This window comes from Pantoea sp. SGAir0430, from assembly GCF_043549295.1.
Map to the genome: position 1 here is coordinate 3,500,862 of NZ_CP039427.1, position 23,557 is coordinate 3,524,418.

Here is a 23,557-nt window from a genome sequence, read left to right on the forward strand (position 1 = left end):
TTAGAGCTGTGTTTAAGTTTCACTGAGTTTGGCGTTCTTAAATGCAATTGTGAAGTTAAAGGAAAAATGTGGGGGGACAAAAAGGGGACATTAATTTGAAACAAAAAAGCCACCAAGAGAGAAGTGGCTTAATTGCATGATTTACATTACTAAATTTGGTGGCCCCTGCTGGGTTTGAACCAGCGACCAAGCGATTATGAGTCATATGAATAGCTTGTTTCATCATTTTCCAACTTTAACCATTTTTGTCTTTTTTATTAATATAAAACATTTGGTTATGGTTATATCTTCGTTTCATGTTGTTCCGTGTATTTGCTTTCAGTATCATCCTTACGTCACCTGCTACATCACCCAGAAAACAGCAATATAATTCTCGTAAGGACTCTCTCTTGGCAGACAATCTAACGGACTCAATGGTGCGCGGTCTTAAAGCTCGCGACTCGGCTTATCAGGTTTGGGACAAGAGTGGTGAGCGCGGAGCAGGGCGTCTGGGCGTTAAAGTTGAGCCATCCGGGCAGCGGGTTTTCTACTATCGCTACTACTGGGATGCTAAGCGCCACTTTATTCAGTTGGGTCGTTACCCTGAAATGTCGTTAGCTCAGGCTCGTCAGCTTGCGAAAGGTTATGCCGGTACGCTGAAGGAAGGGAAGAACCCTAAGGTCGAAAAGGCTGAACAGGAAATCGCGCTGGAAAAGCAAAAACGTGCCGAACAGTTAAAGGGCAGCATCGAGCAGCTTATTCAGGGTTACACCAACAAAATGCGGGAAGATGGAAAGCGGACATGGCAGCAGGTGCTCTACCGTCTGGAAAAGGAAACTTATTCCTTAATCACTAAAGATACCAAAGCTAACGAAGTCACACCGCTACATATCAAACAGATTCTGTCCGCTATCATTCAGCGCGGTGCGAGCGTTGAAGCAAACCGTGTGCGTTCTTATCTGATGGCAGCTTTCAACTATGGGCTCAAAGCGGACAACGATCCGGCCAACCACCAGCAGAATGTGATGTTTGGGCTTGAGATGAACCCGGTGAGCGTCATCCCTAAGCAGTCTGCTGCAGAGAAAGCGGGAACCAACTGGCTCAAGTTGAATGAGCTGCACCAGCTGATGGGTGACTTTCCCAAAACGCCAAGCGTTGGCAGCACGGTGAGCTTGCTGCTTAATTTATGTGTTTACGCTGGTGGGCAGCGCCCGCATGAACTGGCTTCCAGTCGGTGGGATGCCGTGAACTGGGAAGAGAAAACACTGTTGATAGTTGCTGACGTCTCAAAGAACAAGCGCGACCATTTGGTGCCATTAACGGATTCAGCTATGGAAATTCTGGAAAGGCTAAAGAGCGAGAACGTTAATGATAGCCCGTATATCTTCCCGCAGCGGTTGGATGCGAGTAAGCATCTACGAACTGACAGCTTTGCTCAAGCCATCATCTATTATCGCGAGCATTTTCCTGACAATCCGATGTTTGTTGCGAGGGATTTGCGGCGGACCTGCAAAACGCTGATGGGCGAAATCGGTGTCTCGAAAGAGTTACGTGACCGTATTCAAAACCATGCATTACAGGATGTCAGCTCGAAGCACTATGACCGTTATGATTATCTTTTAGAGAAAAGAAGGGCATTAGAGCAGTGGGAAAACAGGGTTAATCATGTTGAGCAGGCCACCAGCAACGTAGTGAACTTATTCCAGAGAGGATGAGAATTGGCCAAAGATAGTCTCAATTCTTTGAAGAGCATTTACCAGCCTGGTTCATAGGATAGTGTATTGTGGAATAGACCGGGCATTATCGATGAAGCAGATTTTGATGTGTTGTCAGTTCAGGCAGATGCTGGGTTACAGTCTTTTTGGCGAGCATAAAGCGTTTTATAGACTATTCTGGCCGAAATCACTGACAGCTATATGCAGATGATACAGCTTGTTGACGATATTTTGCCGAATTAGCGAGCTAAGCCGATAGCTTTTGCTTTAGCTTGATACTGCTTATGATTTTGCTCAATTTTCCGCACAGCTTCACCCGTTTCAATAGCTGTTGAGCTAGCAACGGAGCGGCAAATTTGTTGTTTGGTGATTTTGGCGCTGGTGGCTCGACTTTGAATTGTAAGATCCGCATTGTGTTTATCGGGTTTGTTGTAGGTGGGAGATGAGCTTACAAGTTGGTTTATCAGATGGTGTTTGTCAGGAGGTAGCCCACCATTAAGGTGGGCTTAGTTGCTTAATCCTGATACCTGGCTCTTGCTCTCACTTCCTGCATGTTCATGCCGTGATGAAAACGCTGATGTCCACACATCCAGCATGAACAGAGGCAGGGCGTATGGTAAGCCTTACCGATATTGACGATAGTCGCGCCTTCAGACCAGCTGTAAGCCGCATTATTATAACGACCGCGTTTAGTTTTGAGCCTTTTCATATGATGGCGACGAAACGCTCGATTTCTTGTATGCATGGGTAATCCCCGAATATACCGTCGGGGCAGCCACACCTTCGTGTGACCGCCGGAACGGGTATTCGGAGTGGAGGATTTTACGCATTGTTATGATCATTTTTAAAATCCAATCGCCTGAATGCCGGAAAATTCTACTCGTTAGTATTCCAGTTTCTGAAGTGATTTTTCAATCTTTCAACAGTGTGTCGCCACTTCGGCGTTGTCGGTTTACAAACGGTATTTTGATTACCGAAGAATCCAAGTTCATTTACTGCATCTTGTTCACTACGGGTTTCAAGCCATTTCACTGAAACAAAATACTCAGATTTATCGGGATCACCTGAGTTATCACGATAAAGGTTTCCATGCTTAAGCACGTCCATCGCGAGTTTTTCGCCAGCCTCAGTATTGATTGTAAAGCTGCTGGCTGGCTCAACGGCACTTTGCACAATACCGACGCCAACATAACCTGTTTTTGGGATGTTAACCCAGACGCGTTGACCGGGCTGAAGCTGTTTTAAGGTCTGGCTGTACCAGCTTCCGCCACCGGCACTGATAAAGCCGTAACGGCGCGCCTCTTCCCAGTTACGACTAGTTGAGTCACCGAACGAGACATAGAACTCTCCGTTCCAGGGTTCTTTTGATTGAGCACTCGTACCTGCGGTGGCTTGAGCAGCGTTGGTTTGCGTCTCGCTGGGATCGAGAAGCCAGGCGCGACTTAAAAACTGTTCATCCCCGTGTTGAAAGACTTTGAAGAACAGCACGTTAATTGAGATACCATTTTTGCTCAGGTAGTCGACAATGCGTTCGGTGGACGGATCCAGTTCCGCCGCTACGATAATGATTTGATGCGACTGGTTAATAGACTCTTCTTCTAACTCAGTATTGAAACGTTGCTTAAAGGCGTCACCCAGATTACCGCCGCCAGAAAATTTTTCATAAATTTGTGACAGGCGGTCTGCGGTTAAATCATCTACCCATGAAGCGTAATCCAGCGCCTGAGCGACTACCTCGCGCGGCGTGCGGTCGCGTTTAAGCTCTATCAGGATTAGCGAGGCATCAGGCGCTATCGCCAGCAGATCAATACGCCCCTTATCGAGCGTATTTTCCTGATGCCCGATAATCATCCACTGGTCTGAAAGAATGGTTGGATCGTTTAAAATCATTCTTTCCAGCAAACTCTCACTGGCCAGCTTGCTGATGGTCAGCGGCTGAGGTTTATCCCCCACCCGCCAGATAGCGTGATGAACCGGCATCGTCTGTTCCTTAGCTTAATGCTGCGTCAGTGAGTGCATCCGCCAGGTGGAGCTGGGTTTGCTGGGTGGATTGCAGGCAAGATTTGAGGTGATCGCAGATTGAAAAAAGATGTTCGACTTTTGAAACGATTCTGTGTTGCTCATTCTTAGGTGGCATAGGGAAAATAAAATTTGATATTTCCGAGAGATATAAACAAGGTTGAGCTCCACCTCTTTTGTTTTCGTGAATTGCTTTTTGCAATAAAAATGAATCCATTGAGAATTTAAGATAGCTAGAGTCAAAGAGTAGGGGCTTTATAATTGCTACGCTTCTAACTAATGCAAAGTCGGCGTTGTTTTTTATCAAAGCACTGCGCCCGATTGTCCCTCCAACGGATACAATTAAAAGATCGCCAATTTCAGGGAGACATCTCTCTCTTGATTTTAGGTAATCCACTTCGGCAATATAGTCGCAATTATCATAATCAATATATCCATCACGAACATTTTTAGCTGATAATAGTTTATAGCCTTCATTGATTCGTGGTGGAGTTTTATGATCACCATCCGTTATTTTAGATGTAATTCTTTGTAACTTACACCACTCCCACCCTTCAGGCAACTCAAAAGGCTTTTCTTCGTCACTCACTGGCGGCAAAGGCTTCTGTTTTTTAATTTTACCTTCTTTCACCAGTTGCGCTTTTTCCTGCTCAATACGTTTAAGCAGTTCGGATGCGGGCTCATCATTCGGGTCCTGAGGCACCAGTTTGCCCATAACCGCCAGTTGCAGAATGGTTTGCTTAAGTGCGTCGATACTGGCTTCGGTGGTAAACAGAGTGTCGAAATGCTGGCTGATGCGTGCCCAGTTTTCGGCTAATTCTTCAGCATTTTTGCTGTCGGTGAGTGTTGCCAGCAACGTTTTAACCAGCTGGGAATGTGCTTCCAGACTGGTCAGAGATTGCTGTTCAAGATGGTCGCAGAGAGACATTAGCTCGTTAACTTTTTGAACTATTCTATTTTGCTCTTGTTCAGGTGGTAGCCCAATTAAAATAGTGTTCATCTTGGCTTGATTCATTTTAGGTTGGGCTGTACCAGTAACATATTTCTCAAGATTGATGGCATTGATATAAAGGCAAATATAATTGAGGAGGTTTACTGTATGGCCGTCAAGAACATGAGCGTGATTGTTAACCCAATATTTACCATATGCCATGAAGGCAATTGGTGTGGATCGATTAATTAGATTTGCTCCATCCTCGCCAACTAATAGCAAAGGCTTGTCGAAAATATACCCATCGATTTTATCAATAACTCCAGACGCACCATAATAATCGAATATTCCAGGGCGTTTCAGGCGCTCATCTGCGGATAGAGGAACTCTATCTGCATCACGACTAATTAAAACTTGACCAAATTGTGCCCATTCCCAACCTGTCGGTAATTCAAACGGCTTCTCATCTTCACTGATTTCCGGCAAAGGCTTTTGCTTTTTAATTTCCCCCTGCTTTACCAGGTCGGCTTTTTCAGCGGCAATGCGTTTTAGCAGCTCAGACGCAGGTTCATCATTTGGGTCTTGAGTCACCAGTTTCCCGCGCACAGCCAGTTCCAGAATCAACTCACGCAGCTTTTTAATGCCATAAAGATCAATCTTGCCGTTGTTACCGCGTCCAGCCGTTGAGCGCGTCTGTAAGGCAGAAGTCCAGGTATTGATATGTTGGATGATCAGTTGCTCAGCAGACATCAGTTGACCTCCTTGCCCGCAAGCGCGGCACCGAGGATATTGCGTAGCTGGTGGCGCAGCTGGTTGATTTCGGTTTGCTGCTGTTGATACTGCGTCAGCAGCTCATCAGGATCATGGCTGATCGCTTCTGCCTGATGCGGATTCTTAATATCAAGGTTGAAGTTACGTGCAATGACTTCATCAATGCTGACTTTCCAGGCGTGTTCGTTTTCAACACGGCTGGCAAAGCCGTCCGCTTCATTGCCCCACCAGTCAATTTCTGCCTGAAACTCTTCAAACTTCATCGGACGAGTTTTGCTGTAGTTTTTCACGCCTTCAGGGTAGGGATGTTCATAGAACCAGATATCCTGCGTCGGCTGGCCTTTGGTGAAAAACAGCAGGTTAGTTTTGATGCCGGTATAGGGATTAAACACGCCATTCGGCAGACGTACGATGGTGTGCAGGTTGCACTCTTCTGTCAGCAGCTTTTTGATTTTGGTTTTAACACCTTCACCAAATAGCGTGCCATCCGGAAGGACGACAGCGGCGCGTCCTTTATCCGCCAGCACTTCAACAATCAACTGCAGGAAGAGGTCTGCAGTTTCACGCGTTTGCGTTTCAGAGGGAAAGTTTTTCTCGATGCCATCTTCTTCGGTGCCGCCAAATGGCGGGTTGGTAACAATCACATCGAACTGCTCATCCCATGAAGAGAGTGGTTTGCTTAACGTATTGTCATGGCGAATCTGTACCGGAACTTCAATACCGTGCAGCAGCATATTGGTAGTACAAAGCAGGTGCGGGAGCTGCTTTTTCTCTACACCGTGAATCTGCTTCTGTAGCGTTTGATGATCATCGGTGCTGTGAACGTAGTTGGCTTTGATATGATCAACCGTGCAAGCCAGAAATCCGCCAGTGCCGCAGGCAGGGTCAATCACGCGCTCGCCCAGTCTGGGGTCGATACGGTTAACCATAAAGCGGGTAACGGCGCGTGGTGTATAAAACTCACCAGCGTTACCGGCGCTTTGCAGATCGCGCAGAATCTGTTCGTAGATATCGCCAAACAGATGGCGTTCGTTGCTGTCGCCGAAATTGATCTCATTCAGTTTGTTGATCACCTGACGCAGCAGCGTGCCGTTTTTCATATAGTTATAGGCATCGCTGAAAGCTTCCCGCACCACAAATCCACGAGGATTTTTATCGCGAGGTGCAGGCAGGTTTTTCAGGGTAGGGAAGAGATCGTCATTGACGAACTCAAGCAGCGCGTCGCCCGTTATGCCTTCTGCATCAGCCGCCCAGTTGCGCCACAGATAACGTGCGGGAACCGGCAGACGATATTCTTCTGCATCCATTATGGCTTCCAGCTCTTCTTCCTGAGTGTCGAAAATTTTTAAAAACAACAGCCATGAAAGCTGACCCAGACGTTGCGCATCGCCGTCCACACCGGCGTCTTTACGCATAATGTCCTGTAAGGATTTGATAACTGAACTGATAGACATGTTTGTTGCAATTTCCGTAATAAAAAAGTCTGCCACCGAGCGGTCGCTACGGTGACAGACATTAAAAGGGAATCAGGCCGAGCGAGGAGGTAGTTCGTAGATTTCGTTTTCCAGTTCACTCACGGCACTCATGTAGCTTTCCTTGTCACCAAAGTTCTTTTTGATGATCTCCAAAGGGCGGCCCATGGTATCAAAAGGTCGCAGCTTCAGTACCTGAATATCTTCGATTTCCTTTACGCCCGCATCGGCGTATTTATCGAGCAGGTTGCTCAAGACGGTCTGAGCCGACTCAGAGTATTTGGTGAAGTAGTTACGCTTACGCACGTTATCGGCGCGTTCACGGCGGGTGAGCGGCGGCTGGCCGTACACGACATGGCAAAGCATATCGAAGGGATCCAGCTCTTTGCCCACCTCTTCCGTCAGCACATCCCAGATAATGCCCTGCTGTTCCAGCTCTTCGATAATGGCCTGTTTACGTTCAGCACTTTGCCAGCGCTGAACAAAATCGTTTAAGGATGCATACTCTTTCATCAGCGTACGACGGGTGTAATCCTGAAATGATTCGGTAACCAGCTTACCGTCAGCGTCATAATACTGAACGCGTTTAGATAACACGTTAACAGCAACGCCTTTAACGTAAAACTTTCTGCGTTGTTCTTTGTCAGTTTCGGGCAGTTCGCCATCAGGTTCGGTTTCTGTTGAGGTGCCAGAGAGATAATCCGACGATGGTTCTTCTGCATGGCCTGTTTGACCCGCTCCATCTGATACTTCATCTTCCAGCTGTTCATCAAAATCTGACTCTGGATCGGCGACCTCATCTTTTGTCGTCGTTATGACTTTCACCGGCAAGCCATCAAAGCGTTCATCTGCAAACAGCTCGGTGGCCTTTCTGAAATCCAGAATGGTAAACCACAGCTTGTTGTACCGTTCATCGATACGTGTACCACGTCCGATGATCTGCTTAAATTTGGTCATCGACTGGATATTTTGTTCAAGCACAACCAGCTTACAGGTTTTGGCATCTACACCCGTTGTCATCAGTTCTGATGTTACGGTGATAACCGGGTAGGGCTTCTTCGGATTGATGAAGTTATCGAGCTGGTTTTTTCCCTCGGTCTCATCGCCTGTAATACGCATAATGTATTTATCATTTTCTTTCATTTGCGCTGCGTTGAGATTGACCAGGGCGCGCCGCATCCGCTCTGCATGAGGGATGTCATTGCAGAAGACGATGGTTTTATCCATGGGGTTGGTGCGTTTAAGGTAATCCGTAATGGTTTCCGCCACCAGCTGAGTGCGTTCATCAATGACTAAGTTGCGATCAAAATCTTTTTGGTTGTAGATGCGATCTTTGATCAGCTCACCATTTTTATCGACTTCCCCTTTCGCTGGACGCCATCCTTGCAGGTCAACATTGATATCAACGCGTACCACTTTATAAGGCGCCAGGAAGCCATCCTCAATGCCTTGTTTAAGGGAATAGGTATAAACCGGCTCACCGAAATAGTCTGTATTTGAGACCTCATGGGTTTCTTTCGGCGTCGCCGTTAAACCGACCTGAGTCGCACTACTAAAATATTCTAAAATCTCGCGCCAGGCACTGTCTTCAGCGGCGCTGCCGCGATGGCACTCGTCAATGATGATCAGGTCGAAGAAGTCACGCGCAACCTGCTTATACGCTTTTTCATGCTCGTCGGTTCCTGTCATCGCCTGATACAGTGCCAGATGGATTTCGTAAGCGGGATCGACAGTGCGGCCAGTGATTTTAGTCATTGCCTGCCCAAAAGGCTGGAAATCATTGGTGCGGGTTTGATCAACAAGAATGTTGCGATCGGCAAGGAACAGGATGCGTTTCTTGTGCCTGCCTTTCCATAACCGCCAGATAATCTGGAAGGCGGTGTAGGTTTTGCCGGTCCCGGTTGCCATCACTAATAAAATGCGGTTCTGGCCTGCTGAGATAGCCTCAAGCGTTTTATTGATTGCCTGAAGCTGATAATAACGCGGCGATTTACCGGAGCCGTCGTCATAGTAGTCCTGCGTAATAACAGGCAGCTGTGCGGCGGTATAGCCTTTCCAGAGACAGAACTTCTCCCATAACTCAGCAGGCGTTGGGAACTCTTCAAGTGTAATCTCTCGTTCCAGCTGATAGGGGTTCGTTTTGTCGTGAAATACAAAGCCATCACCATTAGAGGCAAATACGAAAGGGGCCTCTAACAAGGCGGCATAATGAATCGCCACGGCTTTAACAGACACCTCGGAGTCATTTAAGATGGCTTAAAGAGAGGTGCCCATGAGCGGTAAGCGTTATCCCGAAGAGTTTAAAATCGAAGCAGTCAAACAGGTTGTTGATCGCGGTCATTCTGTTTCCAGCGTTGCAACACGTCTCGATATCACCACCCACAGTCTTTACGCCTGGATAAAGAAGTACGGCCCGGACTCATCCACTAATAAAGAACAGTCAGATGCTCAGGCCGAGATCCGCCGACTCCAGAAAGAGCTGAAGCGGGTTACCGACGAGAGAGACATACTAAAAAAAGCCGCGGCGTACTTCGCAAAACTGTCCGACTGAGGTACGCCTTTATCCGCGACAACCGCCGTTGCTGGCCTGTTCGTTTGCTCTGTCGGGTTCTGGACGTCCATCCGAGTGGATTTTATGTCTGGCTTCAGCAGCCACATTCACAGCGTCACCAGGCAGACCAGATGCTGACCGGGCAGATCAAACAGTTCTGGCTTGCGTCTGGCTGCGTCTATGGTTATCGCAAGATCCATCTGGACCTGCGGGATAGCGGGCAGCAGTGCGGAGTGAACCGGGTCTGGCGGCTGATGAAGCGTGCCGGTATAAAAGCTCAGGTTGGGTACCGTAGCCCACGGGCACGTAAAGGCGAAGCCAGCATCGTGGTACCGAACAGGCTCCAGCGGCAGTTCAATCCGGACTCACCAGATGAGCGTTGGGTGACGGACATAACCTACATCCGAACTCACGAAGGCTGGCTGTATCTGGCCGTGGTGGTTGACCTGTTCTCCCGGAAAGTTGTCGGCTGGTCAATGCAACCCCGCATGACAAAAGAGATTGTCCTGAACGCATTATTAATGGCGGTGTGGAGGCGTAATCCTCAAAAACAGGTACTGGTTCATTCTGATCAGGGCAGTCAATACACGAGCCATGAGTGGCAATCGTTCCTGAAATCACACGGTCTGGAAGGCAGCATGAGTCGTCGCGGTAACTGTCACGACAACGCGGTTGCGGAAAGCTTTTTCCAGCTACTGAAACGCGAACGGATTAAGAAAAAGATCTACGGAACACGGGAAGAAGCCCGCAGTGATATTTTTGATTACATCGAAATGTTTTATAACAGTAAGCGTCGGCATGGCTCGAGCGATCAGATGCCACCAACTGAATACGAAAACAAATATTATCAACGGCTCGAAAGTGTCTAGATTATCCGTGGCGATTCATAACCCAGTCCCTGCTGCATTCCTTTTCCAATTTCATGCTTGTTTGCTTTCGCTTCAATGACTGCCAGCGGTAAGCCGGGCTTATGATAGATTACGATATCTGCTGATTTGACTTTCTGACGGGATGCCAGCTTACCTCGCACAACTACCTTGCCATCACGTAGCTTCACCTCTTGGCGAATCTGCGTCATGTCATCCCATCCGGCCTTCTTGACCGCAGGCAGAATAAATTTAGTTACGATATCGGTTTCAGTCAGTTGAGCTTTGTTCACGCCAGCCATAGCATTTCCAGTCAGATAAATGTGAAGGAAGATGGACCGATTTTTGCACAAATAACGTGCTTCGTTAATGCCTTTAGCCAAGAAAATCAGAGCGGTGAGATCTTTAACCTTACTAAGTCAAATATGCAGCTTGGTGCTTTTTGTTAAACCTTCCTTATTGATTATCCTCTTGTGTTCATCACTGCTCAGAGTATGATTTTGCTATCCCGATGCTTACCGGTTGGGTTTCCCAGATAAAAAGGAAGCCTGTCTCCCGGTAAGGTCTGTCTCTGAATTCACTATCTTTAGTAATAAAAAACAGAACTCGTCACGATAGACATAATGACTTTAAGTGGCACGGCTTTTATTCCTGACAGACATTGAAAACAGACAGGTTGGTGAGTTCTTTTAATCTTTTGCTATGATCTACAGGGTTTGATATGGCGGAACACTCTTCTTCAATCGATGACAAATCTCAAGGTTATATCCTTAAATCACTTGAGGATATGCGGCGTAAATTGCTGGATTTGACTTCACGAAACCGGCTATTAAATTTTCCGGTTAACCAAAAGCACTCTTCATTACGTATCATCAATGAGCTGCCAGATCAGCTATTTCAAACCCTCAGGTCAGAACAGGTCATGCAGTTCGCTCCTGTTCCGGATCCGACCAAAGCACAGTTACAGCATTTTGGTTATCTGGAGAAAAATGCCTCTTCAGCAGAAGAGAAAGCAACGAAATCCTTACCCGATGCGAAAACCTGGGCTGGAAAATTGGGTATCAATACCAGCTATGAGTTGCTGAGTAGCGCTCAAAACAATATCTCATCAGAAGATTATGAGCTGGTAATCAAAGCAAGAGATGTCATCCTTGAGCATCTGCAAGAAAACGGGGGCTCTTTAGCAGGCATCAGAAGTACTGAGGCTAACTCCGGCCTTCCAGGCGAACATCTGGATGCTCTTCTTACCCGGCTTGGCTACAAAGATATCGGTGAGTTTGAGCGCGATACGAAAGCGGGCAAGCCGTTGCGTAAACCATCAGTTCAGGCATCCCTGACCGATGACCAAATTCAGACACTTTACTATCCAGCCGAGCTGGAAGCCGTGTTGCGCTCTATCCATGGTAAGGCGCAGGTCGCAATTGAAGAGACGGGGGCCGGTATTCTCTATTTGTCCCTTGGCTTTCTGGAATGGTATGAAAGCGAAGATTCAGATAAGGCTCGACTTGCTCCACTCTTTACTGTTCCGGTGACGCTTGAGAAAGGTAAGCTCGATCCACAGGCCGGCCTCTATCGTTACCACTTACGTTATACCGGGGAAGACATTATCCCTAATTTGTCGCTGCATGAAAAATTACAGGGCGATTTTGGTATTGCTTTGCCCAGCCTTGATGACGAGATGTTACCTGAAACTTACTTCAAACAAATACAGGCAATCATCGAAAAGAATAAGCCGCGCTGGAAAGTGCGTCGCTACGGAGCATTGAGCTTATTAAACTTCAGCAAGATGCTGATGTATCTGGATCTTGATCCAGAGCGTTGGCCTCAAGGCAGTCAAAACTTACTGAATCATGAAGTGATCAAACGCCTTTTTACATCTCAGGCAGGAAATAATTCGAATACAGGAAGCTTGTCCAGGGAGTATTCGATAGATACTCTCGATAACATTCATGAAAAATTTCCGCTTATTTATGATGCCGATAGTTCGCAGCATAGCGCTCTGATTGATGCTGTAAACGGCGAAAATTTGGTAATCGAAGGACCACCAGGGACGGGGAAATCACAAACAATAACGAACCTTATTGCCGCTGCGATGCTAAATGGTAAAAAGGTTCTCTTTGTTGCGGAAAAGCTCGCTGCGCTAGAGGTGGTAAAACACAGGCTCGATAAGGCGGGATTAGGTGATTTTTGTCTGGAACTTCACAGTCATAAATCGCATAAGCGTAAGGTTTTAGAGGATATTCAGAAAAGGCTGCATAATCCGTCATTGCAAAAAACGCCTGCGCAAATTGACGCAGAGATTTCACGCTATGAAGATTTAAAGAGTCAGTTAAACAGTTACGCTCAGGAAATTAATGAGATCTGGAGGCATACCGAGCTTACTGTTCACCAGATTTTGACCGGGGCGACACGCTATCGACGCGAACTGGGTATCGATCCAACTCAACTGCATATAGAAAACCTTTCCGGGCAGAAATTGAATCGCGTGGCGCAGTTAAGACTACGTGACCAAATCAAAGAGTTTAAAGATGTCGTTGTGGAATTTCGTCAACAGGTCGGTGAGCAGGCTGAACTATTGGAGCATCCTTGGTATGGCATCAATAACGTCGATATCCAGCTTTTCGACAGTGATAGAATTGTTTCAGTTCTGAATGAATGGAATGTAGCGCTAATCTCATGGCAGCAGGCACTCTCAGATTTTCTAAATCAGTATTCGATTGTTACTGCCAACCATGACGAAATGAGCTGGCAGACTCAGTTAGTTGAGTTGTCCGGTCGACTTCCGGATCTGCCCGCTGAAGCTGATTTTCAGGCTTACGCCAGGCTTGATGACAATAAGGTTGAACATTTAAAAAATTGGCTGATGGATTTCAATGTCGTTCAGGCTGATTATCGTCATATGGCTGACTACCTGATGCCTGAAAAATTGCGTCTCCTTGAGGAAGGGACTTCTGCGCCTGACTTCCCGAATATCGCTAAAACGTTTGGTCTGGATAGCGTGACCACGCTTGCTGATGTCGTACGTCTGATTCGTAGTTTAGAGCAAATGCATACTTCTTTTGAATCAGATCGTGAGCATCTTTCCGCACTACTTGAATCTTTACCATCTTCTGTTTCCGAAAGATTTCCTGTTACTCCGCAAGGTTTTAGTCAAATAGCGACATTTATTTATGTTGCATTTGAGCTACCTGGCGATTTAGTTAAATACAGACATGAAAGGTTCGATGATGATGGTATCGAGCCGCTGATCGAAGAGTTAAGCCAGCGGTTGACATCGTTACAGACCTTGCGCGACCAGTTAAAGTCACGCTTTGTACTGAATAAAGTAACTGATGATGAACAGCTGAAGACTATTGAAAGCAGCTTGCACGACTCTGGCTTGTTCAGCTGGTTAAGCGGCTCATGGCGACAAGCCAAAAATACGCTAATCGGCTTATCCAGCGAACCTAATACAAAATGGAAAACGCTTTATGATGAACTGCCCAGGCTTCGTCAGTATGCTCAAGAACTAGCTGAGTTTGAGGCACGTAATTTTAGCCAAATTTTCGGTGAGCTTTATCAAGGATTAGAAACCGAGCCGAGCCAGATGCGGCAGCTTCGAGACTGGTATAGCAAAGTGCGTAGTGTCTGGGGGATCGGCTTCGGCGCTAACGTTGCCATAGGCAGCGCTTTACTCACTTTGGATAGCCAGATTTTCAAAGGTATCCAGCAGTTAAAACATCAAGGTGTAGATACTCAAATCTCGCAGCATCTCACCAAACTGAAAGAGTATGAGAAAACTATCCCGTCAAACGTTTTATTTCCTGAAAACGTTCAAACACTGACCGGTGACACAAATATTTTTTCACCTCTTATAGCGAACCTTAAGGATGCACTGTTTCCAATACAGCAATGGTTTACAGCTGAGCAACTTACTTTGGAGACAGTAAATGAAAAGGTCGTCATCTTGCATCAAATACAAGAAAAGCAGAGTGCTATAAGTGAAGATACCTTGCCTGGCGATATTTTTTCGATAGCCAATGAAATAGCTTTTGGAGCAAGTGAAGATAACACGCGTCTTCTAAATGTGATGAGTGAAACTATTACTTTTACAGAACAAATGCGTGAAGAAATCCACAATTCTGATTTGGCTGATGCAATCAAAAAGTTATCCGGCGGCGATGAGTACCGAAGCCTACAACAGCATTTAAACACCCTTGAGCACAAGTGGGGAATTCAAACAGACCGGCAAATTAATTTTGCACAGGAGACTCATCTTGATATTATGCAATGGCAGCAACGATGCCAGGATCGTCTCTCCGCATTAATAGAGCGTAATAAAGAAGCTATATCTAAACCTCGATGGTTAAATGGTTGGCTTAATTTTACCCGAGTATCTAAAGCTATTGAAAGTAACGGGCTACAGCGTATCCGTGATGCGATCATGAGCCATACACTTGCAATTGAACACATTGATACCGGCTTGCAGATGGCTATTTTCGATCAGCTGGCGCGCGAAGTTGCATCTGAACGTCCGCATCTTCTGCGGGTATCGGGTAATAGCCGGAGCGCCATGCAGAAAACATTTCGTGACTATGACAAGGCGCTTCAGAAACTGCAGCGTGAACGTATCGCAGCCGTTATTGCGAGCAATCCGGTTCCCCAGGGTGCATCAGGGGGAAGAAAAGCAGACTATACGGAAATGGCTCTTATCAGAAACGAGACTGGCAAGAAGACGAGGCATGTTCCGATTCGTCAACTTATTAATCGAGCCGGTCGCGCACTGCTCCAGTTGAAGCCCTGTTTTATGATGGGGCCAATGTCTGCGGCTAATTACCTTCAACCGGGTGACATTGAATTTGATCTTGTTGTGATGGATGAAGCTTCACAGGTTAAGCCTGAGGATGCGTTGGGAGTTATCGCGCGCGGTAAGCAAATTGTCGTAGTTGGTGACCCTAAACAGCTTCCGCCAACCAGCTTCTTTGATCGTGCAGGCATTGATGATGATGACGAAGACACCGCTGCAGTAAGTCAGACTGACAGTATTCTTGATGCCTCTTTGCCGCTTTTCAAAATGCGCCGTTTAAGATGGCATTATCGTTCTCAGCACGAGAGCCTGATCGCCTACTCTAACCGTCATTTTTATAACAGTGATTTAGTGGTTTTCCCATCACCTAACGCTCATGCTCCAGAGTATGGCGTTAAATTCAGCTTCGTTAAAAACGGCCGTTTTATTAATCAGCATAATATTGAAGAAGCTCGAGTTATTGCCAAAGCTGTGGCTTTACATGTAATTCATTCACCTGAGGAGTCTTTGGGGATCGTAGCCATGAACTCAAAGCAGCGTGAACAAATTGAACGAGCCATTGACGAAATGTGTCGTGAAGACTCTCAAGCTGAGGCGGCTATCGATCGATTAAGAACGAAAAGCGATGCACTCTTTGTTAAGAACCTCGAAAACGTTCAGGGCGATGAGCGTGATGTCATCTTTATTTCGTTTACTTATGGGCCGGGTGAGGCCGATGGCAAAGTATATCAACGCTTTGGCCCTATCAACTCAGATGTCGGCTGGCGTCGCTTGAACGTTCTTTTCACTCGTTCCAAAAAAAGGATGCATGTTTTCAGCTCAATGCGAGCGGAAGATGTTCAGGTAACAGAAACATCTAAGCGTGGCGTTCAGGCCTTACGCGGCTTTTTGCACTTTGCTGAAAAGGGCAACATGGATGGGCTTTCTCAGATTACCGGAAAAGCGCCGGATAGTGATTTTGAAGTAGCCGTTATTACAGCGCTGGAAAGTGCTGGCTTCCGTTGTGAACCTCAGGTCGGGGTAGCCGGATTCTTTATTGATATTGCGGTTCGTGATCCCGGTAAGCAGGGACGTTATTTAATGGGGATTGAGTGCGATGGTGCAACTTACCATTCTGCTAAGTCCGCTCGTGACAGGGATCGCTTACGGCAGGATGTGTTAGAGGGACTGGGATGGCGGATTCGTCGTATATGGTCCACAGATTGGTTTAGTAATCCTGAAGAGGTTTTGGAACCTATTATTCGTGAATTACATCAATTAAAAACCACAGTTCCTGAACATGAATATTCTGAAGAGCAGGCTATCGAACAGTTAGTTGTTGAAGAACATGAAGTCAGTACGGATGTATCAGCTTTTAGCGATAGTGCCGAGCCGCTTAGATTGCGGCTTGAACGTTTTGCCAGAGAGGTGATAGACATAGAGTGTCCCTATATTGCAGATGAAAATAAATTGCTACGCCCTGCTATGATTGAAGCTTTAGTTGAGCATCAGCCGCTGTCACGCTCTGAGTTTGTAGAGCGTATACCTAAATATCTGCGTGAAGCGACCGAAAGCAAGATGGGTAAGACTTATTTAGATAGAGTTTTGTCTATCATTGACGGAGAAGGATTAGAGTAAAATTTTACAGTGAGGCAAGGAAGCCTCTTGTAACTTATCTGCATCCGGTTTTTATAAAGGTTATACATTTTTTAAGAATGCTTGATCATTACGTTGTTTACCATTTGGTGGTTTTTATCACTGTTTCGGTGATCAGTTTTGTGATCACATTTTCACATTAATCCCTACCAAAAAATCACATCCAGGGCTTAACCAACATTGGATCAAAAAGCCTTGTAGGAAAGTTAAAGAGATACTGTCTGGCCGTCGTGACGTTTATGGGCGCATTGGATCATTTCTCTTGCCCGATTAAATGACTTTTTTGCCTCGTTTCCATTAAAGGAATTTCTCATTCTGCCGATTCAACGATGAGTGCTGTGTATATGATCGGCGCGCCTGAACCAGTCAACAACTTTAGGCTCTGGGTGACGCGGAGGGCTGCGGTCAGAAGTTTTACCTGAGCGGTTACTGCCCACGCTGCGTATTACAGCCGCGCCAAATGGATCAATTCAAAAGGATGCTGCATGTCTGTTGCCAGTGAGACCTCTACGCAGGTCTATAAAAAAATCTCGCAGGAAGTAGAACGAATTCTCGACAACCTGACCCTGCCTGTAAAAGACCCTGCCTTACAGAAAGCCAACAGCAATGCCCGCCTTCAACTTGAGAGTTTCCAGACGCGCCTGAACGAGGCAATTGACAGCCTGCGTTCTAATGCTGAATGGGAGACGTTTACCATCGCCTTTTACGGGGAGACTAATGCGGGAAAATCAACGGTCATTGAGGCACTGCGCATCCTGCTCCAAGAGAATACAAAGCTCACCCGGCAGGCAGCGTTTCGCCAGTTTCAGCAGCAACACGATCTCTCACCAGAGGCGCTTGAAAACGCTGATCGGGCTTTAAAAGAAAACGAAGCATTAGCAGCCTCTCTAAGTCAGGCCCTGGCGGAGGTGCGAGGCCGCTACTCAGATCGCGAAGCTGAACTCGATAAAGAATTGTCGCGGCTGAGTACGTTGATTGAGGATCAGAAGACGCGCTGGTCAGCAATACGTCGGCTACTGGCTCTTTGGATCTTATCTCAAGAGCAAAAGCAGTGGCGTCAGGTGAAACAGAAGCAGCAGGCATTAGAGGCAGAAATTCATCAGGAAACACAATCGTTTGCCGTGCAGAAAGCGGACTGTGATGCACAACGGCAGACGATGCTGAAGCAGCGCGCGCGGATGGATGAAAAGTTTGCCGAACTGAACGCACTGGCGGACGGTGAAATCATCGGCACGGGTATGTCCGATTTCACCTTGGACGCCACTCTCTATCCTTTTGAGTCGTGCGGTCAGCGCTTTGCCCTGCTGGACGTACCCGGTATTGAAGGTAAGGAGAGCAAGGTGCGCGAGCAGATACAGCGCGCGGTCGAGAAAGCGCACGCCGTTTTTTATGTCACCAGTAAAGCCACGGCGCCGCAGAAAGGTGATGAGGATAATCCCGGCACACTGGAGAAAATCAGGTCACATCTCAATGCGCAGACTGAAGTCTGGACGTTGTTCAATAAGCGTGTAACGAATGCTATGGCGCTTGGAAGACCCCTCGTTAATGAGGATGAAGCGCACAGTATTCAGGATCTGGACGACAAAATGCGCGAGCAGTTGGGTAAAAACTATCGTCAAACGCTGGTTGTCAGCGCCATGCCTGCTTTTCTCAGTCTGGCCGAACACCTGGTCCCCGGTGGGCCCAACGCGAAGAGTCGCGATAAGTTCCTGAAAGCCTTTACCCCGGAAGAATTGCTCGAAAAAACGGGCGTTTCAGCGCTTGCGCGCGTACTGACACAACAGCTTGTCGCCGACAGCAAGTCAAAAATTGCCCGATCGAACATACAGAAAACCCGCGTTGTGCTGGATGACATTGCCGCACAGGTGAGCGTGCTGCAGTCAGACACCTACGCAAAACTTGTCTGGCAGCTTAATGAGGACAAAAACAGCGCACACAAGCAGCTTGATCACGCACTGAAATCACTGCGCCAGCGTCTGATTGACCGCGCGGAGGAGAGCGTTAGTCGTTTCCGCAATCATACGCGCGAGCGTATCTATAAAGTGATTGACGGTGATATCAGTAACGATCGCTTTAAAAGTGAGCTGGAGGCCATGATTAGCCTAGAGCACGCTTCGCTTGAAAAGTCTCTTCCAGGGATACTTAAAGCCGAACTTGAGCGCTTTCAGTCAGAGATCAGTGACATTGTTGCGCAGTTTCAGCAGCACGCTCGCGGGATCCTCAATACCTTTTCACGCCTCCAGACGCACAGATTCAGTAGTAATATTCCCCTCACGATTGATATCGATAACGGCATCAACGTCACGGGACTTCTGGCGACACTCGCGGGCGGCGCGCTACTTTTCTGGAACCCCGCCGGGTGGCTTGTCCTCGGCCCGGCGCTGGCGAATCTGGCATTTGCGGCCTACAAAGCCCTGCGCAGCATGATCAGCTCCAGTTACAAAATGTCTCAGCAGAAGCAGTCCGCTGACAAAAATCTCAGCAACGTGGCTGCCCACATGAACGACGCCATTGTCGACGGCATTCAAAAAGCCTTCCCGGAGCTGCAAGAGAAAATCGCTGAGATTAAAGACATGCTGGAGGAGCCTGTGAAACAGGTTTCGGGCATCAATGAGATCCTGATCCAGGCCGCGGCCGGATTACGCCTTTTATCCACTGGAATTGATTTTTCTGGAGCGAAGTAATGGAAAAAACGCTGGATGTTTTTAAAGCGCAGCAGTCCCGCAATGTTCACATTCTGGATGAACTCACCGCCTTTCTTGAGCAGGGTGAGAAGGTCGGCGTCCCGGTCGATGTGCAGCTCATCAATAAAATTGAAGCGGCCAAAGAGAATGCCGCGAACGGGAAATTAAAAATCGCGCTGATTGGAGGGTTCTCCGAAGGGAAAACCTCAATAGCTGCCGCCTGGATGGGGCGTCTCGATAAAGCGAGCATGAATATCAGCCATCAGGAATCTTCCAACGAAGTCAAAGTGTACGACGTGGGATCGGACTTTGTCCTGATTGACACGCCCGGGTTGTTTGGCTTCAAAGAACAGTTCAACGAAGACACCCGGGCTGTCGAAAAATACAAGGACATGACCAAAAAGTACATCAGTGAGGCGCATTTGATCCTCTATGTCATGAACTCCACCAATCCGATAAAAGAGAGCCATAAGGCCGACCTTGAATGGCTCTTCCGTACCCTGAACCTGCTTGAACGTACGGTGTTCGTTCTCAGCCGCTTCGATGAAGTAGCGGACGTGGAGGATGAGGACGATTACGCCGCCAACGTAGAGGTGAAGCGCCAGAACGTGCGTGCGCGTTTGGACGACCTGATCGCGCTCACTTCCCTGGAACATGATGCGCTAAATATTGTCGCCGTCGCGGCTAACCCTTTTGATATGGGGACCGAATACTGGCTGGATAACCCGGCAAAATTCCGTGCGCTGTCTCATATCAGTGAACTGCAGGACGCGACGAGCGACAAGATAGAAAAAAGCGGGGGAGCACTGGCGCTGAGTGAAGAAACGAAAAAGAGTGTTATCAGGGATATCCTGACCCGGAAGCTGCCGGAAGCCATCGCGAATGATGTGCGTATCCGACAGGAAGTAGAAGATCTCTCATCCATTCATGTCCGGCTCAGCAAAGAGCTGCTGACCATGCAGCGCGATATCGCGGAAGCGCGCATCAGTCTCAATAACTTTGTACTCGACTACTTTAAAGATTTGATACTTCGCGCCCGGGGCCTAAGTCTCGAAACCTATATGGAGTTTTTCGAGAGCGAAATCGGTGAGCAAGGCATCATCATTGATACCCGCCTGGACAACGAGTTCGCCCGCCGCGTGCAGTCCGTAAACAATGCCATCCAGAAGATGCATCTGGGCTACAGCGCTGAAATCAATCACTACAACGGCAATATGGCGGCGATGGGCAAGCAGGGTCTGAATTATGTCGTTAAGAGCAACTTAATTAACAGTGCAACCGTGATTGCCGCTCGTGATGGGGTGGTGTCCGTTGGTAAAATGGCCGGGTTAGAGCTGGGAAAATTGCTGAAGTTTAAACCTTGGGGAGCCATTAAATTTGCTAAAGGCCTGAACGGGGCGCTGGTGTTCGCCGGCGTGGCGCTGGAATTGTGGGATACCTACAGCCAGGCAAAGCGTGAGGCGGAGTTCAAAAAAATGATCGACTCCATGATTTCGAACTTTAACCAGCAACGCGATGGATTAATCAGTGTGCTGGGAGGAAGTGAATTCGCACGCGATTATTTTACCGGTTTCGCACTGATGCAGGATGAAATGGCGAGCCTTGAACGCGCAATGCAGGCGATTCAGGAGCAACAGTCACTCTTTGCCCGCTGGCGTGCGGATGCGGAAGCGATTGATGCGGAATACACGCGCGTGAACGACTAAGCTTCGGGAGAAAAAATGGACATTTTAGCGCTGGAAGCGTTGCTGAATCAGATGAAAAGCCTTCCCCAGCCACGTAAAACGGAAGCGAATATTTTTTCCTCAGGTGCCCGCGGGCACTATGAAAATCCTGTCAGCGATGTGCTGGCCTTCTTTCTCGATCCTGACGGTGGTCACGGGCTGGGGCCACTGGCGGCAGAGGCGCTGTTCAGCTGCATGGGGCTAGCAAACACGTTCAACGCCCAACTGTCCGCACCGCCTCAGCGTGAAGTCAGCACTGGAAGAGGGAACCGGATCGACATCCTGCTTGAGGGTGAAGACTGGGTAATGATCATCGAGAACAAGGTCTGGCATCTGCAGAATAATCCCTTTGATGATTACCTCACGTGCCTTCAACAGGAAGCGTATCAGGGCAAAACGCCCCTTTGCGTGGTGTTATCACCCAACGGTTGTGCGCCTGAGGGCTGGGTTGGGGTCAGTTACCGGCAGCTTACCGGTGCATTGTCTTCGCGGATCGGGGAAGCCTATATGGCTTCATCATTAAACAAATGGCTGGTCATACTGCGTGAGTATGTCCTGCATCTGGAGTTACTTGTGAGCCACCCTGCTGTTACAACTGAAACCGAAGCGTTTGTTCTGACTAATCTCCATCGCATTGCAGAAATAGAAGAGCTCAAGAAAACCGTCATTAAAACGTTGTCCGGAGAATGCCAGCGTTACCTTACTGAACATTTCAGCGACAAGGGCTATGAGATCAAAGCCCGTCTGACTAACTGGTCTGGCTTTCCGGTACTGCGCTTTAAATGTTCCCACTGGTTCTCACCTTCAGATGTGGTTCTGTATCTGAACGGAACGGTGGATGAGTGGTTTGAAGTGATCACTTACGCCTGCGATCTTGAAAATGAGCAGATGCGTGAAAGAGCGATCGCGATGCTCAACACCGAGGGAAGTGAGGAAGAGTATGAGGAAGAAGCCAACGGAAGAATTTTGGGTTTCTTTTCCTGCCATGTCCCGCAGGAAACCCCTAAATCTGAATTGCTTTCGGATCTGGCAAAGCGGATGACGTTACTGGATAACTTTGAGCGTGAGCTCCGCTGAGCTCTGTGGGACGGCAACCCGGCCCATTTTACGCTGGGTTTAAGAGGCGGCGCATGAATAACAGCGCGGCACCGGCTCAGCGTGGATTACGTTGCTTTGCGATGTTACTGACGTTGCAAAACTGAATTGGGCACGAGCGATTGTGACGTGCCTTGCCCGGATACGTTTTCAAATGATGCCTTGAAGATGGCAAAGAGCTTATTACATTAATTTTTAAATGTCTTACATGGAGAATGTATGGGGTTGTTCACTTTAGAAGAGCAGGAGTTTCAGGCAGTCTCAAAAACGACGTTTGCGCGCGAATCCATTCTTGAACGCAGAGATATCCAGTCGGCCTTAGCCAGAAAGATAAGCCATTTCGTTCCTGACTGCATGGTCATTCAGGAAGAGTTTAATAACTGGGAGGACAGTCAGCGCAGGATCGATTTGCTCTGCATCGATAAAAATTTCAATCTGGTCGTCATTGAGCTCAAACGTGATGAGCAGGGCGCCCATATGGAGCTTCAGGCAGTAAGGTATGCTGCTATGGTTTCGCAAATGACGTTTCATGAAGCTGCTGAGTGCTATCAAAAATATCTCGATAAAGAAGGTGTCGAAAAAAATGCAGAGAATGAAATCCTCAATTTCTGTGAGAGAGAAGAAAGCGAAATTGCTGATTTTAATACGCAGGTGCGGATTGTTTTAATATCAGCTGATTTCTCTAAAGAGGTCACAAACACAGTCCTGTGGCTTAACAATAATGGTCTTAATATCAGCTGTTTCAGGCTAAGTCCATATCTTCATCTCGACAAACTGCTGGTGAATTTCGAACAAATAATCCCGTTGCCAGAGGCAAAAGATTTTCTTGTCCGACAAAAGCGCAAAGAAATAGAAGCCATGAAGGCAAATGAAAAATCTGAGAAAGATTATTCTAAATTTGTTTTTAGAGGCGCGACATATAACAAGCGTAACTTGGCTTTTGAGCTTATAAGCGACTGGATAGCGGAGAATGAACCGGAGAATATAAACTCTGTTATATCGATCTTTGGAAAGGATGTTCATCGCAGTCTTATAAAGTTGGAATCAGACGTCACTCTGTCACGACGAAAGCGTTTTCATGAGGCGCCCATTGAGCTCATCTCTGGTGAGACGGTGCTGATTACCAACCAATGGAGTATCGGCTCTATTCAGCGGCTGATTACAACGTTTGAAAATCTTGGTTATAAAATAACCGCACAACGTCCTGAATGAGGCTAATGAGGGCAAAGAGCAAGATCTTGCATCAGAAATACCAGCTTATTTAACCGTCTTGCTGGTTGAGGTGTGCATGTCCTGCTTTCAAAACTAACGTGCTAAGCCGATAGCAGT

At 47.4% G+C, this 23,557-nt stretch carries 10 protein-coding genes, 1 tRNA gene and 2 pseudogenes; 7 read left to right on the forward strand and 6 right to left on the reverse strand.

The window, feature by feature from the left end:
- Positions 1–156 precede the first annotated feature (156 nt).
- A tRNA-Met gene (locus tag E7738_RS16575) sits at positions 157–241 on the reverse strand.
- A gap of 148 nt (positions 242–389) precedes the next feature.
- On the opposite strand from E7738_RS16575, the gene E7738_RS16580 reads away from it, so the two are divergent.
- Positions 390–1,694: a tyrosine-type recombinase/integrase gene (locus tag E7738_RS16580; RefSeq protein WP_394515830.1), complete on the forward strand. Its 1,305-nt coding sequence runs from the start codon at positions 390–392 to the stop codon at positions 1,692–1,694.
- Between the two features lie 876 nt (positions 1,695–2,570).
- On the opposite strand, the gene E7738_RS16585 is transcribed toward E7738_RS16580, so the two are convergent.
- The 4 genes and pseudogenes from E7738_RS16585 to hsdR form a co-directional block, all read right to left on the reverse strand.
- Positions 2,571–3,674, reverse strand: coding sequence for a nuclease (locus E7738_RS16585; protein WP_394515831.1), 1,104 nt, complete (start codon positions 3,672–3,674; stop codon positions 2,571–2,573).
- A 10-nt stretch (positions 3,675–3,684) separates the two neighbouring features.
- Positions 3,685–5,394 (reverse strand): restriction endonuclease subunit S, encoded by a 1,710-nt coding sequence (locus tag E7738_RS16590; RefSeq protein WP_394515832.1) that lies wholly within the window; start codon positions 5,392–5,394, stop codon positions 3,685–3,687.
- The gene (locus E7738_RS16595; protein WP_394515833.1) at positions 5,394–6,869 is read right to left on the reverse strand and encodes an N-6 DNA methylase; all 1,476 of its coding nucleotides are present in this window, start codon (positions 6,867–6,869) and stop codon (positions 5,394–5,396) included. Before E7738_RS16595 ends, E7738_RS16590 begins: the two co-directional genes overlap by 1 nt.
- Positions 6,870–6,941: 72 nt before the next feature.
- A pseudogene (gene hsdR / locus E7738_RS16600) lies at positions 6,942–9,101 on the reverse strand (EcoAI/FtnUII family type I restriction enzme subunit R); the annotation flags it as partial.
- A gap of 58 nt (positions 9,102–9,159) precedes the next feature.
- Between hsdR and E7738_RS16605 the strand changes: the two are divergent.
- Positions 9,160–10,307, forward strand: a protein-coding gene (locus tag E7738_RS16605) for an IS3 family transposase (protein ID WP_117111563.1) whose coding sequence is annotated in 2 segments (ribosomal slippage) — positions 9,160–9,397 and positions 9,397–10,307 — 1,149 coding nt in all. Because the reading frame shifts where the segments join, the coding sequence is not laid out codon by codon here.
- Positions 10,308–10,324: 17 nt separating this feature from the next.
- Here the strand turns inward: E7738_RS16605 and E7738_RS16610 are convergent.
- A pseudogene (locus tag E7738_RS16610) lies at positions 10,325–10,606 on the reverse strand (type I restriction endonuclease subunit R); the annotation flags it as partial.
- Positions 10,607–11,025: 419 nt separating this feature from the next.
- Here E7738_RS16610 and hhe point away from each other — a divergent pair.
- The 5 genes from hhe (at position 11,026) to E7738_RS16635 (ending at position 23,440) form a co-directional block, all read left to right on the forward strand.
- Entirely contained in the window at positions 11,026–16,707 is a 5,682-nt protein-coding gene (gene hhe / locus E7738_RS16615; protein ID WP_394515834.1) for a DUF4011 domain-containing anti-phage protein Hhe, read from the forward strand.
- Between the two features lie 503 nt (positions 16,708–17,210).
- A complete protein-coding gene (locus tag E7738_RS16620; RefSeq protein ID WP_394515835.1) occupies positions 17,211–19,409 on the forward strand; it encodes a dynamin family protein in 2,199 nt (732 codons plus the stop codon).
- Positions 19,409–21,115, forward strand: coding sequence for a LeoA/HP0731 family dynamin-like GTPase (locus E7738_RS16625; protein WP_394515836.1), 1,707 nt, complete (start codon positions 19,409–19,411; stop codon positions 21,113–21,115). The genes E7738_RS16620 and E7738_RS16625 overlap by 1 nt, the downstream gene beginning before the upstream one ends.
- 15 nt (positions 21,116–21,130) lie before the next feature.
- Positions 21,131–22,210 carry a PD-(D/E)XK nuclease family protein gene (locus E7738_RS16630; protein WP_394515837.1) on the forward strand — a complete coding sequence of 360 codons (1,080 nt, stop codon included), beginning with the start codon at positions 21,131–21,133 and terminating at the stop codon, positions 22,208–22,210.
- Positions 22,211–22,447: 237 nt separating this feature from the next.
- Positions 22,448–23,440 (forward strand): hypothetical protein, encoded by a 993-nt coding sequence (locus tag E7738_RS16635; RefSeq protein ID WP_394515838.1) that lies wholly within the window; start codon positions 22,448–22,450, stop codon positions 23,438–23,440.
- Positions 23,441–23,557: the final 117 nt, after the last annotated feature.

What these genes read in the sequence shown, in the direction of transcription:
- E7738_RS16630 (WP_394515837.1), top strand. Translation starts at nt 21,131, where the DNA reads ATGGACATTTTAGCGCTGGAAGCGTTGCTGAATCAGATGAAAAGCCTT.
- E7738_RS16635 (WP_394515838.1), top strand. Translation starts at nt 22,448, where the DNA reads ATGGGGTTGTTCACTTTAGAAGAGCAGGAGTTTCAGGCAGTCTCAAAA.
- E7738_RS16620 (WP_394515835.1), top strand. Translation starts at nt 17,211, where the DNA reads ATGTCTGTTGCCAGTGAGACCTCTACGCAGGTCTATAAAAAAATCTCG.
- E7738_RS16585 (WP_394515831.1), bottom strand. Translation starts at nt 3,674, where the DNA reads ATGCCGGTTCATCACGCTATCTGGCGGGTGGGGGATAAACCTCAGCCG.
- hhe (WP_394515834.1), top strand. Translation starts at nt 11,026, where the DNA reads ATGGCGGAACACTCTTCTTCAATCGATGACAAATCTCAAGGTTATATC.
- E7738_RS16625 (WP_394515836.1), top strand. Translation starts at nt 19,409, where the DNA reads ATGGAAAAAACGCTGGATGTTTTTAAAGCGCAGCAGTCCCGCAATGTT.
- E7738_RS16595 (WP_394515833.1), bottom strand. Translation starts at nt 6,869, where the DNA reads ATGTCTATCAGTTCAGTTATCAAATCCTTACAGGACATTATGCGTAAA.
- E7738_RS16590 (WP_394515832.1), bottom strand. Translation starts at nt 5,394, where the DNA reads ATGTCTGCTGAGCAACTGATCATCCAACATATCAATACCTGGACTTCT.